The organism is Pseudomonas sp. Irchel s3b2, from assembly GCF_900187445.1.
In the GTDB taxonomy this organism is placed as follows: Bacteria; Pseudomonadota; Gammaproteobacteria; order Pseudomonadales; family Pseudomonadaceae; genus Aquipseudomonas.
This window is the reverse complement of sequence record NZ_FYEB01000003.1, coordinates 425695-445029: the sequence shown is the minus strand read 5'-3', so window position 1 is coordinate 445029 and position 19335 is coordinate 425695. Positions and strand designations below refer to the sequence as shown.

Annotated in this window: 17 protein-coding genes; 12 read left to right on the top strand and 5 right to left on the bottom strand. The window is 59.3% G+C overall.

Annotation, left to right across the window (positions count from 1 at the left end):
- Positions 1–553 precede the first annotated feature (553 nt).
- Both CKW20_RS11535 and CKW20_RS11530 read right to left on the bottom strand, forming a co-directional pair.
- Positions 554–2047, bottom strand: coding sequence for a CoA-acylating methylmalonate-semialdehyde dehydrogenase (locus CKW20_RS11535; RefSeq protein ID WP_095053013.1), 1494 nt, complete (start codon positions 2045–2047; stop codon positions 554–556).
- 63 nt (positions 2048–2110) lie between these two features.
- Positions 2111–3460: an aspartate aminotransferase family protein gene (locus CKW20_RS11530; protein WP_095053012.1), complete on the bottom strand. Its 1350-nt coding sequence runs from the start codon at positions 3458–3460 to the stop codon at positions 2111–2113.
- 139 nt (positions 3461–3599) lie between these two features.
- Here CKW20_RS11530 and CKW20_RS11525 point away from each other — a divergent pair, with 139 nt between their 5' ends.
- The 6 genes from CKW20_RS11525 to CKW20_RS11500 all read left to right on the top strand — a co-directional run bounded on the left by CKW20_RS11525 (position 3600) and on the right by CKW20_RS11500 (position 10080).
- The gene (locus CKW20_RS11525) at positions 3600–4520 is read left to right on the top strand and encodes a LysR family transcriptional regulator (protein WP_008006295.1); all 921 of its coding nucleotides are present in this window, start codon (positions 3600–3602) and stop codon (positions 4518–4520) included.
- A gap of 106 nt (positions 4521–4626) precedes the next feature.
- Positions 4627–5277 carry a TetR/AcrR family transcriptional regulator gene (locus CKW20_RS11520; protein ID WP_095053011.1) on the top strand — a complete coding sequence of 217 codons (651 nt, stop codon included), beginning with the start codon at positions 4627–4629 and terminating at the stop codon, positions 5275–5277.
- Positions 5278–5284: 7 nt separating this feature from the next.
- A complete protein-coding gene (locus CKW20_RS11515; protein WP_095053010.1) occupies positions 5285–5866 on the top strand; it encodes a YigZ family protein in 582 nt (193 codons plus the stop codon).
- Between the two features lie 604 nt (positions 5867–6470).
- Positions 6471–8036 carry an ABC transporter ATP-binding protein gene (locus CKW20_RS11510; protein WP_095053009.1) on the top strand — a complete coding sequence of 522 codons (1566 nt, stop codon included), beginning with the start codon at positions 6471–6473 and terminating at the stop codon, positions 8034–8036.
- An 11-nt stretch (positions 8037–8047) separates the two neighbouring features.
- Entirely contained in the window at positions 8048–9154 is a 1107-nt protein-coding gene (locus tag CKW20_RS11505) for an ABC transporter permease (RefSeq protein ID WP_095053008.1), read from the top strand.
- Positions 9154–10080 (top strand): ABC transporter permease, encoded by a 927-nt coding sequence (locus tag CKW20_RS11500; protein ID WP_095053007.1) that lies wholly within the window; start codon positions 9154–9156, stop codon positions 10078–10080. The genes CKW20_RS11505 and CKW20_RS11500 overlap by 1 nt, the downstream gene beginning before the upstream one ends.
- Positions 10081–10121: 41 nt before the next feature.
- Here CKW20_RS11500 and CKW20_RS11495 read toward each other — a convergent pair whose 3' ends face one another.
- On the bottom strand, positions 10122–10586 hold the full coding sequence (locus tag CKW20_RS11495; protein WP_095053006.1) for a hypothetical protein: 465 nt from the start codon (positions 10584–10586) through the stop codon (positions 10122–10124).
- A gap of 82 nt (positions 10587–10668) precedes the next feature.
- Between CKW20_RS11495 and CKW20_RS11490 the strand changes: the two genes are divergently transcribed.
- From CKW20_RS11490 to CKW20_RS11465, 6 genes are all read left to right on the top strand, one after another.
- Positions 10669–11019 carry a MerR family transcriptional regulator gene (locus CKW20_RS11490; RefSeq protein ID WP_095053005.1) on the top strand — a complete coding sequence of 117 codons (351 nt, stop codon included), beginning with the start codon at positions 10669–10671 and terminating at the stop codon, positions 11017–11019.
- A gap of 25 nt (positions 11020–11044) precedes the next feature.
- A complete protein-coding gene (locus CKW20_RS11485; RefSeq protein WP_095053004.1) occupies positions 11045–11731 on the top strand; it encodes an SDR family oxidoreductase in 687 nt (228 codons plus the stop codon).
- A gap of 250 nt (positions 11732–11981) precedes the next feature.
- Positions 11982–13340 carry an 8-oxoguanine deaminase gene (locus CKW20_RS11480; protein WP_095053003.1) on the top strand — a complete coding sequence of 453 codons (1359 nt, stop codon included), beginning with the start codon at positions 11982–11984 and terminating at the stop codon, positions 13338–13340.
- Positions 13341–13617: 277 nt separating this feature from the next.
- On the top strand, positions 13618–14700 hold the full coding sequence (locus tag CKW20_RS11475) for a BMP family ABC transporter substrate-binding protein (RefSeq protein ID WP_095053002.1): 1083 nt from the start codon (positions 13618–13620) through the stop codon (positions 14698–14700).
- A gap of 130 nt (positions 14701–14830) precedes the next feature.
- A complete protein-coding gene (locus CKW20_RS11470) occupies positions 14831–15799 on the top strand; it encodes a 2-oxoglutarate and iron-dependent oxygenase domain-containing protein (RefSeq protein WP_095053001.1) in 969 nt (322 codons plus the stop codon).
- 78 nt (positions 15800–15877) lie between these two features.
- Positions 15878–16831, top strand: a complete 954-nt coding sequence (locus tag CKW20_RS11465) for an adenosine deaminase (RefSeq protein WP_007907140.1) — start codon at positions 15878–15880, stop codon at positions 16829–16831.
- Between the two features lie 90 nt (positions 16832–16921).
- Here the strand turns inward: CKW20_RS11465 and CKW20_RS11460 are convergent, their stop codons facing one another.
- Positions 16922–18304, bottom strand: a complete 1383-nt coding sequence (locus tag CKW20_RS11460) for an MFS transporter (RefSeq protein ID WP_095053000.1) — start codon at positions 18302–18304, stop codon at positions 16922–16924.
- Positions 18305–18439: 135 nt separating this feature from the next.
- Positions 18440–19174 carry a helix-turn-helix transcriptional regulator gene (locus CKW20_RS11455; RefSeq protein ID WP_095052999.1) on the bottom strand — a complete coding sequence of 245 codons (735 nt, stop codon included), beginning with the start codon at positions 19172–19174 and terminating at the stop codon, positions 18440–18442.
- Positions 19175–19335 lie beyond the last annotated feature (161 nt).

Below are 19335 nucleotides of genomic sequence, written 5' to 3'. Positions count from 1 at the left end.
AGTAACTTGTGATGCTGATAATCTTGTTGACTATCAGTCTGACTCCACAAGCACCCACACGAATTGCTTGATTCAGTTGTTAAAGAGCGGTTGGTTAAGATCTTTCGACTCAACCGAGGCGCGCATTCTACAGCAGCCTCTGTTGCTGTCAAGCGGTTATTTTCAGAAGCTCTCAAGGTTTTCCTTAACAACTTCAACCACTTGCGCTTCCGATCTCTCGTTAGCGGGAGGCGAATTCTACAGCGTTACTCGCTGCTGTCAACACCTCTTTTTCTCCGCTTTCGACCGAGATGATCGAACCGTCAATAAGGCGAAAACACACTGCCTTACCAACTCCTTCTGGCTTCGATGAACTGAAGCGTAACCGCTGCCGAAAACTGCGTAACTCATTGTTTACCAAGGAGTTTTCCATTTCGACTGCGCCGGAAGTGGGGCGAATTATAGACTTCCAGAATCTACCGTCAACACCAATTTTCACATTTCTGTCATATAAGTCCAAAAAGCCCGAAAACGTGAAGGCCGACCTCAAGAGGTCGGCCTTCTGCCCTTCTACTTACAAGCTAGGGAATGCGAACTGCGAAGCTTCATGGCTCGCCCGTTGTGGCCAGCGCTGGGTAATCGCCTTGCGACGAGTATAGAAACGCACGCCATCCGGACCATACGCATGCAGATCGCCGAACAGCGAACGCTTCCAGCCACCAAAGCTGTGATAAGCCACTGGCACCGGCAATGGCACGTTAACGCCGACCATGCCCACTTCAATTTCATCGCAGAACAACCGCGCCGCTTCCCCATCACGCGTGAAGATACAGGTGCCGTTGCCATACTCGTGATCGTTGATCAGTTGCATCGCCTCTTCCAGGCTGTTGACCCGGACGACGCACAGCACCGGCCCGAAGATCTCTTCTTTATAGATGCGCATCTCTGGCGTGACGTTATCGAACAGGCAACCGCCCAGGAAGAAACCTTCTTCATGACCGGCCACGCTCAGACCACGACCATCCACCACCAAGGTCGCACCCGCTGAAACGCCGTCTTCTATATAGCCGCTGACTTTGTCGCGAGCCTGACCGGAAACCAGCGGCCCCATATCCAGGCCGCAGGTCGTACCCGCACCGATTTTCAGCGCCTTGATCTGCGGCGTCAGTTTGGCCACCAATGCATCCGCCACCTGATCACCGACGCACACGGCTACCGAGATCGCCATGCAGCGCTCACCGCACGAACCGTACGCCGCGCCCATCAATGCGCTGACCGCGTTATCCAGATCCGCATCCGGCATCAGCACCGCATGGTTCTTCGCCCCGCCCAGCGCCTGGACGCGTTTGCCGCGCTTGGTACCTTCGGCGTAAATGTATTCGGCAATCGGTGTCGAACCGACGAAGCTCAGCGCTTTGACTTCCGGCGCTTCGATCAGAGCATCCACCGCAGCCTTGTCGCCGTGCACCACACTCAGCACACCTTTCGGAAGGCCGGCTTCCAACAACAGCTGCGCAATCAGCAGCGTCGAGCTTGGATCACGCTCGGACGGTTTCAGAATAAAGCAGTTGCCGCAAACGATCGCCAGCGGATACATCCACAGCGGCACCATGGCCGGGAAGTTGAACGGGGTAATACCGGCCACCACGCCCAACGGCTGGAAATCCGACCAGGCATCAATGTTCGGCCCAACGTTACGGCTGTATTCGCCCTTGAGAATTTCCGGTGCAGCACAGGCGAACTCGACATTCTCGATCCCGCGCTTCAATTCACCGGCCGCATCTTCCAGGGTCTTGCCATGTTCTTCGCTGATCAGTTGTGCAATGCGAGCTTCGTTCTGTTCCAGCAGTTGCTTGAAGCGGAACATCACCTGGGCACGCTTGGCCGGCGGAGTGTTACGCCAGGCCGGGAACGCAGCTTTGGCGGAGTCGATGGCTTTTTGAATGGTTTCACGGCTGGCCAATGGCAGCTTGTGGATCGCCTGACCGGTGGACGGGTTGAACACGTCGGCCGTACGACCGTCGTCGGTCACCAGTTCGCCATTGATCAAATGCGGGATAAGGCTCATGCGGGGCTCCTGAAAAGTTGTCCACAGACGCCCGCGAAAGGACGCCTATATAAGAGGGAAAAATCAGTCGATTTTGTTCAGCACTTCGCCGACCGCGTCGAACAGACGATCGAGGTCTTGTGGCTTGCTGTTGAAGGTTGGGCCGAATTGCAGGGTGTCGCCGCCGAAGCGCACGTAGAACCCGGCTTTCCACAAGGCCATGCCGGCTTCGAACGGACGCACGATGGCATCGCCGTCGCGAGGCGTAATCTGGATGGCACCGGCCAACCCGTAGTTACGAATGTCGATGACGTTTTTCGAGCCCTTCAGACCATGCAACGCATTTTCGAAATGCGGCGCCACTTCCGCCACGCTTTGCACCAGGTTTTCCTTCTGCAGCAGGTCGAGTGCTGCCAGGCCCGCAGCGCAAGCCACCGGGTGTGCGGAATAGGTGTAACCATGAGGGAATTCCACCGCGTATTCCGGCGTCGCCTGATTCATGAAGGTCTGGTAGATCTCGGAGCTGGCAATCACCGCGCCCATCGGGATTGCGCCGTTGGTGACTTGCTTGGCAATGCACATTAGGTCAGGAGTCACGCCGAAGCTGTCGGCACCGAACATCGAACCGGTACGGCCGAAACCGGTGATCACTTCGTCGAACACCAGCAGGATGTGGTGCTGATCGCAGATCTCGCGCAGACGCTTGAGGTACCCCTGCGGTGGAACCAGTACACCAGCGGAACCGGCCAAGGGCTCGACAAACACCGCAGCGATGTTTGATGCATCGTGTAGCTCGATCAACTTGAGCAATTCATCCGCCAGCGCGATACCACCCTGCTCCGGCATGCCACGGGAATAAGCATTACTTGCAAGCAATGTATGCGGCAGGTGATCGACGTCCATCATCGCCTGGCCGAACAGTTTGCGGTTGCCGTTCACGCCGCCGAGGCTGGTGCCGGCGATGTTCACGCCGTGATAACCACGAGCACGACCGATCATTTTGGTTTTGGTGGCCTGGCCTTTCAGGCGCCAGTAAGCACGCACCATTTTCACCGCCGTGTCGGCACACTCGGAACCCGAGTCGGTGAAGAACACGTGATTCAGATTGCCCGGCGTCAGGTCGGTGATTTTCTCGGCCAACTGGAACGACAGCGGGTGACCGTACTGGAAGCCCGGCGAGTAATCGAGGGTGCCCAATTGCTTGGCCACCGCTTCCTGGATTTCCTTGCGGGTGTGTCCGGCACCGCAGGTCCACAGACCCGAGAGCGAATCGTAGACTTTGCGGCCCTTGTCGTCTGTCAGCCAACTGCCCTCGGCAGCCACGATCAGTCGCGGGTCGCGCTGGAAATTACGGTTCGCGGTGTAGGGCATCCAGTGAGCATCGAGCTTGAGCTGGCTGGCTAGGGAAGTCGGGGCGTTTTCAGGCACGTTCATGGGCAAAACCTCGCAGGGCAATAAGCGGCGTGGAGATGAAAAGCGTTCTTGCAGCTAAATTGCCACGAGGATAAAGTCGGTGAAATCCAACTTTTCTAACCTTCAGTCAGCCCGCTACTAAACTTTGAGTAAACAAAGCATGAGCAGCCGTCGCCCCGATCCGCTGGCACAAGTCAGTGACTTTGATATTCGCCTGTTGCGGATTTTTCGCAGCGTCGTGGAATGCGGCGGCTTCTCCGCAGCGGAATCTGTGCTGGGCATCGGTCGCTCAGCCATCAGCCAACAGATGAGCGATCTGGAGCAACGCCTCGGCCTGCGTCTGTGCCAACGCGGTCGCGCCGGTTTTTCCCTGACTGAAGAAGGTCGCGAGGTCTACCAATCAGCGCTGCAGCTGTTAAGTGCGCTGGAAAGTTTCCGCACCGAGGTCAACGGCCTCCACCAACACTTGCGCGGCGAGTTGACCATCGGTCTGACCGACAACCTGGTCACCCTGCCCCACATGCGCATTACCCACGCCTTGGCGCAGTTGAAGGAGCGTGGCCCGGACGTGCAGATCCAGATCCGCATGATCGCGCCCAATGAAGTCGAACAAGGCGTGCTCGACGGTCGCTTGCATGTCGGCGTGGTGCCGCAAGCCAGTGCGCTATCGGGACTGGAATATCAGCCGCTCTACAGCGAACGCTCGCTGTTGTATTGCGCGGTCGGCCATCCGCTGTTTTATGTCGACGACAAACAACTGGACGATGAGCGTCTCAACAGCCAGGACGCCATCGCCCCGACTTTCCGTTTGCCCGCCGAGATTCAGGCCCATTACCAGGCGCTCAACTGTACCGCCAGTGCGTCGGATCGCGAAGGTATGGCATTTCTGATTCTGACCGGACGCTACATCGGTTACCTGCCGGATCACTACGCCAGCCTTTGGGTGCAGCAGGGCCGCTTGCGTGCACTGAAACCCAAGGCGCGTTTTTATGACCTGAGTCTGGCATCGGTCACCCGCAAGGGCCGTCGTCCCCATTTGGTGCTGGAGAGTTTTCTGGAGAGTCTGGCGGCGACGCGTTGAACAATAGAACCGGTGCGCAGGTTTTATCGCAACAGGACTTGTCTGAGACCTGCGGGTGCGCTATCAACGCATCTGGTTGCACCCATTTACCTGTTCGGAAGTGCCTATGACCTTTGAAGTCCCAGCCCACGGCGACAAACCCGCCAGCCGCATTCGTCAGAAGAACGAAGAGACCATCATCAAAGCCGCCGAAGACGAGTTCGCCCGTCACGGGTTCAAAGGCACCAGCATGAACACCATCGCGCAGAATGCCGGATTGCCCAAAGCCAATCTGCATTACTACTTCACCAACAAACTCGGTTTGTACGTGGCGGTGCTGAGTAACATCCTTGAATTGTGGGACAGCACCTTCAATACCCTGACCGTCGAGGATGATCCGGCAGAAGCATTGACCCGATACATCCGCGCAAAAATGGAATTCTCCCGGCGCCAGCCACAAGCTTCGCGGGTCTTCGCCATGGAGGTCATCAGCGGCGGCGAATGCCTGAGCGCGCATTTCAACCAGGACTATCGCATCTGGTTTCAGGGCCGGGCCGCAGTGTTTCAGGCGTGGATCGACGCTGGCAAAATGGACCCGGTCGACCCGGTGCACCTGATCTTCCTGCTGTGGGGCAGCACCCAGCATTACGCCGATTTTGCCACGCAGATCTGTCGTGTCACCGGGCGCACCAAGTTGACCAAGCAAGACATGGAAGACGCCGGCAACAACCTGATCCGCATCATTCTCAAAGGCTGCGGCCTGACGCCTGCTATCTAAGACACTTATGCCTTTTACCCTCAGCGGTTTTTGCGAGTACCGCGAAGAGATTCGCAAAAGCCGCTTCATCGCCCTCGCTGCACCGATCACCAGCGCAACTGATGCCCAAGCGTTCATCGAGCAGCACAGTGATTTGAACGCCTCGCACAATTGCTGGGCCTGGAAACTCGGCGATCAATATCGCAGCAACGATGATGGCGAACCCGGCGGCACCGCTGGCCGGCCGATTCTGGCAGCGATCGAAGCGCAGGATTGCGATCAGGTCGCGGTGCTGGTGATCCGCTGGTATGGCGGCATTCAACTGGGCACCGGCGGCCTCGCCCGTGCCTATGGCGGCGGTGCCAACAAATGCCTGCAAGGGGCGCCGAAGGTCGAGCTGATCAGCCGGGTGCCGGTCAGTTGCGCCTGTGCCTTTGGCGAGTTGTCGCTGGTGAAGCTTCGGGTGGCGGAGTCAGGGGGGTTGGTTGTGGAAGAAGTCTTCACGGCCAATGGCGTGGAGCTGCAATTGGCGATCGGCGAGGGGCAGATAGATACCTTGCAGATGCAGCTGGCGGATTTGAGTCGCGGGCGCATTTTGTTGCGGCGTTAGAAGATCAAAAGATCGTCCGAACGCGGCCCGAGCCTTCGGTAGCTCCTACGCACCTGTGGGCGCTGCCAAAGGCTGCGATCTTTTGGGGCGCCCCCATTTATCCTACATTCGATACTTGCCCACATCTGCTGTGTACCCGGCTGTGGATAACCTGAGCACATTCCCCTGTAACCCTTCTGTCATGCGGCTTTGCGAGCTTTGCTCATTTTTCATCCAAATCCCCAACAACAACATTTATTCCATATAAAAACAATCAGTTAGAGCGGTTTATCACCTTTAGAAGAAAGCCCCACAGTACTTATGCCCGTGCGCTCGGCTTGCGCACAGATCCTGTGGAACAACCTGTGGATAACCCGTTCATGGCTGGCGCAGCCCCCTGTCTGACATAGCTTGCAGGCTACTGCTCGTTTTTTGATCAATTCACCGCGCGCAAAACCGGAGCCTGATCAAAAAGCGTGCCCTTAAGTGGTGCCTGATTCGGAATTGGAAATATGACGGGTACCGTCCACAACGCCTATGCCAACAGGGCTTTATCTATTTCCTGACTCAATGGCCAGGAAATTGCTTTGTCCACAGGCATAACTTCTGTCGACCCGAGCCTGTCATGTCCAACCCTGTACCGATCCCCGATCAAACACCCCGTCTGCAATTGCACAGAATCAGCAAACGTTACCCCGGTTGCCTGGCCAACGATGCCATCGACTTGAGCATTGCGCCCGGTGAAATCCACGCCCTGCTCGGCGAAAACGGTGCGGGCAAAAGTACCCTGATGAAGATCATCTACGGCGTCACTCACGCCGACTCAGGAGAAATGATCTGGCAGGGCCAGCGCCTGACCATGCGCAACCCGGCCCAGGCTCGCAGCCTCGGAATCGGCATGGTGTTCCAGCATTTCTCGCTGTTCGAAACCCTGAGCGTGGCGCAGAACATCGCGTTGGCAATGGGCGCGGCGGCGGGTACGCCGAAGCAGCTTGAGCCAAAAATTCGTGAAGTGTCCCAACGCTACGGCATGGCCCTGGAACCGGAACGACTTGTCCACAGCCTGTCCATCGGTGAACGTCAGCGGGTGGAAATCATTCGTTGCCTGATGCAAGACATTCGCTTGCTGATCCTCGATGAGCCGACGTCGGTACTGACTCCGCAAGAAGCCGATGAATTGTTCATTACTTTGCGCCGACTGGCTGCCGAGGGCTGCAGCATTCTGTTTATCAGCCACAAGCTCGGTGAAGTGCGCGCGTTGTGCCACAGCGCCACGGTGTTGCGCGGCGGGCGAGTGGCCGGGCATTGCGTGCCGGCCGAGTGTTCGGACCGGCAACTGGCGCAGTTGATGGTCGGTGAAGCCGCCGAGCTGATCACCGACTATCCAAAGGTCATGGGTGCTGATGCGTTTTTGAACGTGACGCGATTGTCCTGGCACAACCCGGACCCGTTCGGCTGCTCGCTGAAGGACATTGACCTGGAGGTGCGCAGCGGCGAAATCGTGGGGGTCGCCGGAGTGGCTGGCAATGGTCAGGATGAGTTGCTGGCCTTGCTCAGCGGTGAGGAACGGCTACCGAGAAATGACGGCTCGACGATCAGTTTCGGCGGCCAACCGGTCGCGCATCTGTGGCCGGATGCACGACGCAAACTTGGCCTGGCGTTCGTCCCCGCCGAGCGCCTGGGTCATGGCGCGGTCCCGGAGCTGAGCCTGGCAGATAACGCTTTGCTCACCGCATTTCAACAGGGCCTGGTCAGCAACGGGCTGATCCAGCGCGGCAAGGTCGAAGTGCTGGCCCAAGAAATCATTCACCGCTTCGGGGTCAAGACACCCGACACTCAAGCGCCGGCCCGCAGCCTGTCCGGCGGCAACTTACAGAAATTCATCCTCGGCCGGGAAATCCTTCAACAACCGAAACTGTTGGTGGCCGCACACCCGACCTGGGGCGTGGACGTCGGTGCGGCCGCGACCATACACCGGGCGTTGATTGCCTTGCGCGATGCTGGCGCGGCGATTCTGGTGATCTCTGAAGACCTCGACGAATTGTTCCAGATCAGCGACCGCCTCGGCGCCTTATGCGGCGGTCGGCTGTCGCCCTTGCAGGCCACCGTCGACATCCATCTGAGTGACGTCGGCGCCTGGATGGCCGGCCAGTTCGACGCCCCTCAATCACCTGCCCCCGTAACGCTTTAACGGAGTTTCACATGCTGCTTTCTCTCGAACCCCGTGGTCAGCAATCGCGCCTGATGTTGTGGTGCTCGCCTTTGCTGGCGGCCGTGTTGACGCTGGGCTGTGGCTCATTGCTATTTATCGCGCTGGGCCACGATCCGTTGCTGACCTTGCACACTTTGCTGATTGCACCGATCAGCGACATGTATGGCGTCTCCGAACTGTTGGTCAAAGCGCTGCCGATTCTGCTTTGCGCATTGGGCCTGGCGGTGGCGTATCAGGCGCGGATCTGGAACATCGGCGCCGAAGGTCAGTTGCTGCTCGGCGCCCTGGCCGGCAGCGCGTTGGCGGTGAACATCATTGGCTTGCAAAGTCGCTGGGCTCTGGTGTTGATCCTGCTCACCGGCACTTTGGCCGGTGCTGCATGGGCCGGGCTGACGGCGTGGTTGCGCACACGCTTCAACGCCAATGAAATCCTCACCAGCATCATGCTCAATTACATCGCCCTGAACTTGCTGCTGTTCTGCGTCCACGGGCCTTTGAAGGACCCGGCCGGGTTCAACTTTCCAGAGTCGGCGATGTTCGGCGACGCCAGTCGTTTGCCGCTGTTGATGGAGGACGGTCGGGTGCACGCCGGGGTCTATTTCGCCTTGCTCGCGCTGGTGGTGGTGTGGGTGTTGCTGCAGAAAAGCTTTGTCGGCTTCCAGATCAAAGTGCTCGGGCTGGACAAGCGCGCCGCCGGTTTCGTCGGCTTTCGCGAGAAGCGGCTGATCTGGCTGGCGCTGTTGATCAGCGGTGGCCTGGCGGGGCTGGCCGGCGTGTGCGAAGTCACCGGGCCGATCGGTCAACTGGTGCCGCAAGTCTCGCCGGGTTACGGCTATGCGGCGATCACCGTAGCGTTTCTCGGGCGACTGAATCCCATCGGCATTCTGTTTTCCAGCCTGTTGATGGCGCTGCTGTACATCGGCGGCGAGAGCGCGCAGATGAGCATGAACCTGCCGCAAGCGATCACTCAACTTTTCCAAGGGATGATGCTGTTTTTCCTGTTGGCCAGTGACGTGCTGATTCTCTACCGACCGCGTTTGAACCTGCGCTGGGCACGGCGCACCTCAACCACCGCCGTACACGCAGGAGCCTTGTGATGGATATCGATCTGCTGAGCAATATTTTCTATGCCATGGTCCGCTGCGGTACGCCGTTGTTGCTGGTGGCGCTGGGCGAGCTGATTTGCGAGAAGAGTGGCGTCCTCAATCTGGGCCAGGAAGGCATGATGCTGTTTGGGGCGGTGATCGGTTTTATCGTCGCGCTGAATAGCGGCAACCTCTGGCTTGGCGTGTTATTGGCAATGCTCGCCGGGATGCTGTTGTCGTCGCTGTTTGCCCTGGTGGCGCTGGTGTTCAACGCCAATCAGGTGGCGACCGGGTTGGCGTTGACGATCTTCGGCGTGGGCCTGTCGACTTTTGTCGGCGCAGCGTGGGTTGGCAAACCGTTGGCGGGTTTTGAGCCAGTGGCGATTCCGTTGTTGAGTGAAATCCCACTGATCGGGCGGATGCTGTTTGCGCAGGACTTGCTGGTGTATCTATCGTTCGCGCTGTTCACGTTAGTGGCCTGGGTGATTCTGAAAAGTCGCATCGGGTTGATTATTCAGGCGGTCGGCGAAAACCCGGACGCGGCCAGTGCCATGGGCTTGCCGGTGCTTCGCGTGCGTACGCTGGCGGTGCTGTTTGGCGGGGCGATGGCGGGTTTGGCCGGGGCTTATTTATCCCTGGCCTACACGCCGATGTGGGCGGAAAACATGAGCGCCGGTCGTGGCTGGATTGCCCTGGCGCTGGTGGTGTTTGCCAGTTGGCGAGTGTGGCGATTGCTGCTCGGGGCGTATCTGTTCGGTCTCGCCAGCATCCTGCATTTGGTGGCGCAGGGATTGGGGCTGGCGATTCCGTCGAGCCTGCTGGCGATGCTACCGTATGTCGCGACCATTGTGGTGTTGGTGCTGCTGTCCCGGGATGCCGTGCGCACACGGTTGTATGCGCCGGTGTCGTTGGGGCAGCCGTGGCAGGCCGGGCATTAGGATTGGCCATCACAGGGCCTCTTCGCGGGCAAGCCTCGCTCCTACAGGATTTGTGCCTGTCGCGGGATCGGGTGCGGCGCAAAACCTGTAGGAGCGAGGCTTGCCCGCGAAGGCGCCCGAACAGGCATCACCTGAACAACGCCCCACGCCAATTCAAAGACCAAGAAAACAACCAGCAATGAACTCGCGCCGTGGAGCAAGGCATACAGCTGCCAAACCGAAAACAGTAACCTCCCCACCGCGTCATACCGCCCAAACACCTGCTGCGGATCACGAATCCGCAGCACCGCCCACACGCATACAACCGAACCCAACAAATTCGCCATCAGCATGTGCGTCGGCTCGAACGGCGGTAGCTCGCCAGGCAAATTGAAAGTCTGGCTCAGGCTCGACAAGACACCATGCAACGCCGCAAAACTCCACGGTGTCACAAAAGCAGCGGTCACGATCAGGTCGTACCACGCACTGCCCCGCACCACTTGACGATATTGCGTTGAAGTCCACATCCGTCTTGCTCCATCAATTCAGGGAGCAACAAGGCTAAAGCCTGGAGTATGCTCCAGGGTCAAGCCCTCTCGAGACATCAAGATGCGCATCGGTGAATTAGCCCAGGCCAGCGCCGTCAGCCGCGACACGTTGCGCTTTTACGAGCAGCGCGGGTTGATCGCCGCGCAACGCAGCGCCAATGGTTATCGCGACTATCCGGCGGAGATGGTGCAACTGGTGCTGTACATCAAGACCGCTCAGCGACTGGGCTTTACCCTCGGCGAGATCGGCAGCAGCGTCGCCGCGCTGTGGCAGGCGCCCGACCCGGCCAATGCCGTTACCCAGCTGCTACAAGACAAATTGAACCTGATCGAGACTCGTATAGCCGAACTCGATGTCTTGCGTCAGGAACTGCAACATCGGCTCAGCCAGCGTTGTCCTTTAAATCCGTGATTCTCATCCATCAAGGAAGCCATTCATGTCTACGGCAAAAACTGCACTCATCATCGGTGCCTCCCGAGGCTTGGGCCTCGGCCTGGTGAAAACCCTGCTGGCCGACGGTTGGCAAGTCACTGCCACCGTGCGCAACCCGCAGGGCGCCGAAGCGTTGCAAGCATTGGGCAAGGTGCGGATCGAAAAACTCGACATGGACGATCAGCAAGCGGTCATCGCCCTTAGCCAACAACTCAAGGATGAAGTCTTCGACTTGTTGTTCGTGAATGCCGGGGTCAAAGGCCCGGAGGTTCAGACGCCGGGCGGCGCAACTCTGGCCGAGGTGGGTCAGCTGTTCTTCACCAACGCCGTGGCGCCGATCAATCTGGCCCAGCGTTTCGTCGGGCAGATTCGTGAAGACAGCGGCGTGCTGGCCTTCATGAGTTCGGTGCTGGGCAGCGTGACCATGCCCGACGCGCCGGAGCTGGCGCTGTACAAGGCCAGCAAAGCGGCGCTGAACTCCATGACCAACAGCTTCGTCACGCAATTGGGCGAACAGAAACTCACCGTGCTGTCGCTGCATCCAGGTTGGGTGAAGACTGATATGGGCGGTGAAGGTGCGGACATCGATGTGGAAACCAGTACGCGGGGGTTGATCGATCAGGTGAATGCGTATGCCGGCAAGGGCGGGCATCATTTTGTGAACTACAGGGGCGAGACCATTCCCTGGTAATCCCCCATCTGTAGGAACGAGCTTGCTCGCGAAGATGGCGGCACAGTCAACATTGATGTCACCTGACATACCGCTTTCGCGAGCAAGCTCGCTCCTACAGGGGTTTTGCATTGTCTGGTCGGGGGAGGCTTGCCCGCGAAGCTTTTTTGTTCGAAACTCCGCACCTCGCCCCCGCGGCGACCCTGGATCAGCAGACAGGGCAACACTGAGCTGGCAACCCTGAACCCAACTTTCAGAGGAGCCGGCCACCATGCCTGCGACCCGTACCTGGTTACAAAATCCCCTCGCCATTTTCACGGCCAACGCGCTCGATGCCCGTGGCGGTCTGGTGCTGCAAGACGGTTTGATCGTCGAAGTGCTCAGCGCCGGCCAGCAACCCTCCGCGCCTTGTGACCACGTTTTCGATGCGCGCGAACACGTGATCCTGCCAGGGCTGATCAACACCCATCACCACTTCTATCAAACCCTGACCCGTGCCTGGGCACCCGTGGTTAATCAGCCGTTGTTCCCATGGCTGAAAACCCTCTATCCGGTCTGGGCTCGCCTCACCCCTGAAAAACTTGCCCTCGCCACCAAAGTCGCGTTGGCCGAATTGCTGCTGTCCGGTTGCACCACCGCCGCCGACCACCATTACCTGTTTCCGGATGGCCTGGAAAACGCCATCGACGTGCAGGTCGAGAGCGTTCGCGAACTGGGCATGCGTGCCATGCTCACTCGCGGCTCGATGAGCCTCGGTGAAAAAGACGGAGGGCTGCCGCCGCAGCAGACCGTGCAGCAGGGCGAGGTGATTCTCGAGGATAGCCAACGCTTGATTGCCGCATACCACGAGCGCGGCGATGGTGCGCAAATCCAGATCGCCCTGGCACCGTGCTCACCGTTCTCGGTGACCCCGCAAATCATGTCCGCCAGCGCCGAGCTGGCGAACACCCTCGACGTGCGCCTGCACACGCACCTGGCGGAAACCCTCGACGAAGAAGATTTCTGCCTTCAACGTTTCGGCCTGCGCACCGTGGATTATCTGGACAGCGTCGGCTGGCTCGGCCCGCGCACCTGGCTGGCCCACGGCATTCATTTCAACCCCGACGAAATCGCCCGCCTCGGCGCGGCCGGCACGGGTATTTGCCATTGCCCGAGTTCGAACATGCGCCTGGCTTCCGGCATTTGCCCGACGCTGGACCTGACCGCTGCGGGTGCACTGCTGGGTCTGGGCGTAGACGGTTCGGCGTCCAACGATGCGTCGAACATGATCCTCGAAACCCGTCAGGCGCTGTACATCCAGCGGCTGCGTTATGGCGCGGAAAAAATTACGCCGGAATTGGTACTGGGCTGGGCGACCAAGGGCTCGGCGAGTTTGCTCGGGCGCTCCGATATCGGTGAACTGGCGGTAGGCAAGCAAGCGGATCTGGCGCTGTTCAAACTGGATGAGCTGCGCTTCTCCGGCAGCCATGATCCGGTGTCAGCGCTGCTGCTGTGCGGCGCGGATCGGGCGGACCGGGTGATGGTCGGCGGAAAGTGGCGAGTGATCGATGGGCAGGTTGAAGGGCTGGATCTGCACGGGTTGATTGCCGATCACAGTCAGGCGGCACGGCAGTTGATCGCCGGCATCTGACACAACATCAATCCAACGGGGGAGGCGCCCGCACCAGTGGATGGCGTGGATTGGTGAGGGCGCACCGGGATGGTTCTGCGGTGGTCGTCAGGGCCTCTTCGCGGGCAAGCCTCGCTCCTACGGGATTTGTGCCTGTCGCGGGATGGATGCGGCGCAAAACCTGTAGGAGCGAGGCTTGCCCGCGAAGGCCGTTACGCGGTTCCTGTATTTTGTTGTCCTGTTGGTCAGCAATTTGCATTGCTCTCCTCCATCTCACAACAAAATGGAGTTCCCGTTCATGCATAAACGTCCGTTGAAGCAGCTACTTTGCGCTGTCGCCGCAGCCATCGGTCTGAGCGCCAGCCTGACCGCCAGTGCTGCCGACCCGCTGAAAGTCGGCTTCGTCTATATTGGCCCGATCGGAGACCACGGCTGGACGTATCAGCATGAACAGGGACGCAAGGCGCTGGCTGAGAAGTTCGGCGAGCAGATCACCACCAACTATGTGGAGAACGTCCCCGAAGGCGCCGATGCCGAGCGGGTCATCCGCAACATGGCCAAGGACAAGTACGACCTGATCTTCACCACGTCTTTCGGCTACATGAATCCAACCCTGAAAGTCGCCAAGCAATTTCCCAAAGTGACCTTCGAACACGCCACCGGCTACAAGCAGGACAAGAACCTCGGCACTTATCTGGCGCGCACTTACGAGGGCCGCTACGTCGGTGGTTTCCTTGCGGCGAAGATGACCAAGACCAAAAAAATCGGCTACGTCGCTTCCTTCCCGATTCCAGAAGTGATCCGCGACATCAACGCCATCCAACTGGCCCTGAACAAGTACAACCCGGGCACCGAGATCAAAGTGGTGTGGGTCAATTCCTGGTTCGATCCGGGCAAGGAAGCCGACGCCGCCAATGCGCTGATCGACCAGGGCGTGGACGTGGTGTTCCAGCACACCGACAGCCCGGCACCGATCCAGGCGGCCGAACGGCGTGGCGTGTATGCGGTCGGTTATGCATCGGACATGGCGCACTTCGGGCCGAAAGCGGTGCTGACGTCTATCGTCAACGACTGGGGGCCGCATTACATTCAGGCGACCCAAAGCGTGCTCGACCACACGTGGAAATCCCAGGATTACTGGGGTGGTCTGAAGGAAGGCACGGTTGAGCTGCCGATCAGCGACCTGGTGCCAGCTGCGGTGAAAACCGAAGCGCAGCAGATCATTGCTGACATCAAGAGCGGTGCATTGCATCCGTTCACCGGGCCGATCAAAGACCAGGCCGGCGTCGAGAAAATCCCGACGGGCGCGATTGCAACCAATGCACAACTGGCGTCGATGAACTACTACGTCGAAGGCATGAAGGCCGAGATACCGAAGTGACCTCACATCCCCCCTGTAGGAGCTGGCTTGCCAGCGAAGAGGCCATCACCTTCAACATCGGTGTCGGAAATGAAACCGCCTTCGCTGGCAAGCCAGCTCCTACAAAAGCTCATTTCGCAGGATCGCAAATATGAACAGCCTTCCCATCATCGACATCAGCCCGCTCTACAGCGCTGATCAAAACGCCTGGCAATCGATCGCCACACAAATCGACCACGCCTGCCGCGAATGGGGCTTTTTCTATATCAAGGGCCACCCGATCGCCCCGGCGCGTATCGACGCCGTGCTCGAGCATGCCCAACGTTTCTTCGCCTTGCCCACTGCCGAAAAACTCAAGATCGACATCACCCAAACCCGCCACCACCGCGGCTATGGCGCCATCGCCACCGAGCAACTCGACCCGAGCAAACCCAGCGATCTGAAAGAAACCTTCGACATGGGCCTGCACCTGCCAGCCGATCATCCCGAGGTTGTAGCGGAAAAACCTTTGCGCGGTCCCAACCGTCATCCGTCGATGCCCGGTTGGGAATCGCTGATGGAGCAACACTATCTCGACATGCAGGCGCTCGCTCAAACCCTATTGCGGGCCATGACCCTGGCGTTGGGCATCGAGCGCGATTTCTTCGATAGCCGTTTCAAGGAACCGGTCAGCGTGCTGCGGATGATTCATTACCCGCCGCGCCACACCGCCAGCACCGAAGATCAGCAAGGTGCCGGCGCTCATACCGATTACGGCTGCATCACCCTGCTCTACCAGGATGCCGCCGGCGGTCTGCAAGTGCGCAACGTGTGGGGCGAATGGATTGATGCACCGCCCATCGAGGGCACGTTCGTGGTCAATCTCGGCGACATGATGGCGCGTTGGAGCAACGACCGTTACCTGTCGACACCGCATCGGGTAATCAGCCCGCTGGGGGTGGATCGGTACTCGATGCCGTTCTTTGCCGAACCGCATCCCGACACCGCCATTGAATGCCTGCCCGGCTGCCAGGACGAACGGCATCCGGCAAAGTATCCGGCCACCACCTGTGCCGAGTTCCTGCTATCGCGCTTTGCCGATACCTATGCCTATCGACGGGAACAGGACGCCGTGGAATGAACCGGCTGGTCAGGTTTTGCTCATTGTTTCTGCGGGCATCTGTAGAATGCCCTCATTGCACCTGATGAGATTTCAAAAATGTACGACTGGCTGAACGCTCTGCCCAAGGCAGAATTGCACTTGCACCTGGAAGGTTCGCTGGAGCCTGAGCTGCTGTTCGCCCTGGCCGAACGCAACAAGATCGCTCTGCCGTGGAGCGACGTCGAAACCCTGCGCAAGGCTTATGCTTTCAATAACCTCCAAGAGTTTCTCGACCTGTATTACCAGGGCGCCGATGTATTGCGCACGTCTCAGGATTTCTACGACCTGACCTGGGCCTACCTGTTGCGCTGCAAGGCGCAGAACGTGATTCACACCGAACCGTTCTTCGACCCGCAAACCCACACCGACCGTGGCATTCCGTTCGAAGTAGTGCTCAACGGCATCGCCGCCGCACTGAAGGATGGCGAGCAGCAACTGGGCATCACCAGCGGTTTGATCCTCAGTTTCCTGCGCCACCTGAGCGAAGACGAAGCGCAGAAAACCCTCGACCAGGCGCTGCCGTTCCGCGATGCGTTTGTCGCCGTGGGCCTGGACAGTTCGGAGATGGGCCATCCGCCGAGCAAGTTCCAGCGGGTGTTCGATCGTGCACGCAGCGAAGGCTTCCTGACCGTGGCCCACGCCGGTGAAGAAGGCCCGCCCGAGTACATCTGGGAAGCCCTCGACCTGCTGAAAATCCAGCGCATCGACCATGGCGTGCGCGCCATCGAAGACGAGCGCTTGATGCAGCGGATCATCGACGAGCAGATCCCGCTGACCGTGTGCCCGTTGTCGAACACCAAACTCTGCGTGTTCGATCACATGTCCCAGCACAACATCCTCGACATGCTCGAGCGCGGTGTGAAGGTTACGGTGAACTCCGATGACCCGGCCTACTTCGGCGGGTATGTCACCGAGAACTTCCACGCGCTGTACACCGATCTTGGCATGACCCAGGATCAGGCCAAGCGTCTGGCGCAGAACAGCCTGGATGCGCGGTTGGTGAAACCGTAAGACCGCCTTCGCGGGCAAGCCTCGCTCCTGCAAGGCCCATGGAAAACCTGTAGGAGCGAGGCTTGCCCGCGAAGAACGATAACGCGGTGATTAATTGATGATCACCGGCTCACTCAACTCTTCCAACGTCTTGCCCCGGGTCTCCATCCCGAACATCCACACCACCCCCGCCGCAATTGCAAAGCACATCGCCCCCAGCGCAAACACTCCGCCCTGCCCGGTCATCGGGAACACCAACCCGGTCACCAACGGCCCGAGCAACGACCCCACGCGACCGATGGCCGAAGCGAACCCCGAGCCCGTGGCGCGTGCCGACGTCGGGTACAACTCAGGGGTGTAGGTGTAGAGCACCGCCCACATGCCGAACAGAAAAAACTGCATCAGCAGCCCAGACGCGATCAATAGGCTGACGTTGCCGCCGAACACCGCACTCTGGCCATAAAGAAACGCCATGACCCCGCCGCCTAGCAACGTCACGACGCACACCGGCTTACGACCCCAACGCTCCACCAGCCAGGCAGCCATGAGGAAACCGGGAATCCCGCCGAGGGAAATCAGCACCGTGTAATACACCGATTGAGTCACGGCGAAACCCGATTGTTGCAACAGCGCACTGAGCCAGGACGTCAGGCCATAGAAACCCAGCAAGGCGAAGAACCACACGCTCCAGATCATCATCGTGCGCTGGCGATACTGCGGCGACCAGATCTCCCGTAGCGCAGAGAAGAAAGTGCCCGGTTGACTCGCCACCCGGGGCAGACGAATGGGCTCAGGCAAATCCGCACGACCCAGTGAAGCCCGAACCCGAGCTTCGATGCCGCGCAAGACCTTATCCGCCGCGTCATGATGCCCGGCCTGCTCCAGCCAGCGCGGTGACTCGGGGATGAAAAAACGAATCGCCAGGACGAACACCGCCGGCACCGCCAACACCAGAAAAATGTCGCGCCAGCCAATCACCGGCAACAGGAAGTACGACAGCACCCCGGCCGCGACGAAACCGAGCGGCCAAAAACCATCCATTAACGCGATGTAACGCCCACGCCGTTTGGCCGGAATCAACTCCGACAGCATCGACTGGGCAATCGGAAACTCCATGCCCATGCCGATCCCCAACAAGATTCGGAACAGCGTCAGCGTTTCGACGTTCTGCGCCGTGGAACACAGATAGCTGGCGATGCCCCACAACACAATGCTCCACTGGAACACCGGTTTGCGCCCGAAGCGGTCGGCCAGCATGCCGGACAGCGATGCGCCCACGACCATGCCGAAGAAACTCGAACTGGCCAGTAACCCGGCCTGCGCCGTGCTCAGGCCGAACTCGGTTTTGATCGAGCCTAGCAGGAAGGTCATCATCGCCAGGTCCATGGAGTCGAAGAAAAACGCCAAGGCAATGATGATGAAAATGATGCGGTGATAACCGCTGACGGGCAGCCGTTCCAGTCGTTCTGCCGCGCTGAAGCTTCGTGTTTCCATGCCACATTCCCCCAATCCGAAAATCCCCGGATCGAGTGTGCGCGATAGTGGCTGGGGGTTATTGCTGGATGCGACCTGCCCACAGCTCTGAACGACGCCTGAAACAAAGATCCCGGACGTCGCACCTCAAGGGCTCTAAAGCGCCATCTCCAGTTCGGTTTCTTTGGCAAAACGATGGATTTCCCGTTGCCCCGCGGCGGTGATCTGCAACGCTCGCGAATCGTTGGGCAGGCTCAACCAGCCGGATTGCATGAACAGCTGCAACAACGCCGCGCCCAATGAACCGCCCATGTGCGGGCGTCTTTCGCTCCAGTCCGGGCAAGCGCAGGCGACTCTGCTGTTGCGATGAGCCAGCGCCTGGATGAACACACCGCGCGTTGCCAATTGTGTGGCGCCTTTGTGAGTGATCATGACCCGCTGATCGAATTGCTCGATCCAGCCCGCATCCAGCAGACGCTGGTAGAGGTCGGCGGCCAGGGTACCGCCCAGATGGTCGTCGCAGAGCCTGGCCCGCAGCAATGACGAAGGTGCCGCCTGAGGTTTGGCGACAGGGCTCATGCGTTTGAAAACCTCTGGAATGTCCCGAGGCGTGCTGGCCAGGGTCGCGCTGGCCAGGGCCTCTATCGCAGCGCCGACTTCGGGTGCTGCAAGGCGGAAAAACCGTTTGCGCCCACGGGTTTCGACTTTCAACAGACCTCCGGCGGACAAACGCCCTAAATGCGCACTGGCCGAAGACGGCGACAGGCCGGCCAGCAATGCCAGCTCTTCGGTTTGCCGCGCCGAGCCGTCCATCAAGGCCCACATCATTGCGCTGCGCTTTGGGTCAGCCAGCAATGTGGCGATCTGGCTGATGCAAGGTGCATGTTCCATGTATTCACTCCCTGTTGAATCGTTTCGTCTTACTGCTCAGAGACATCTTGACCAGTAATGTGTCATCGGCCAAGACGCGAAAGCCGCCATAAACCGGCCAAAGCCCGGCCATTGCTTCGCGGGTGCAAAGAAGGTCCGGTGATGACCATCGGGTCTGACCG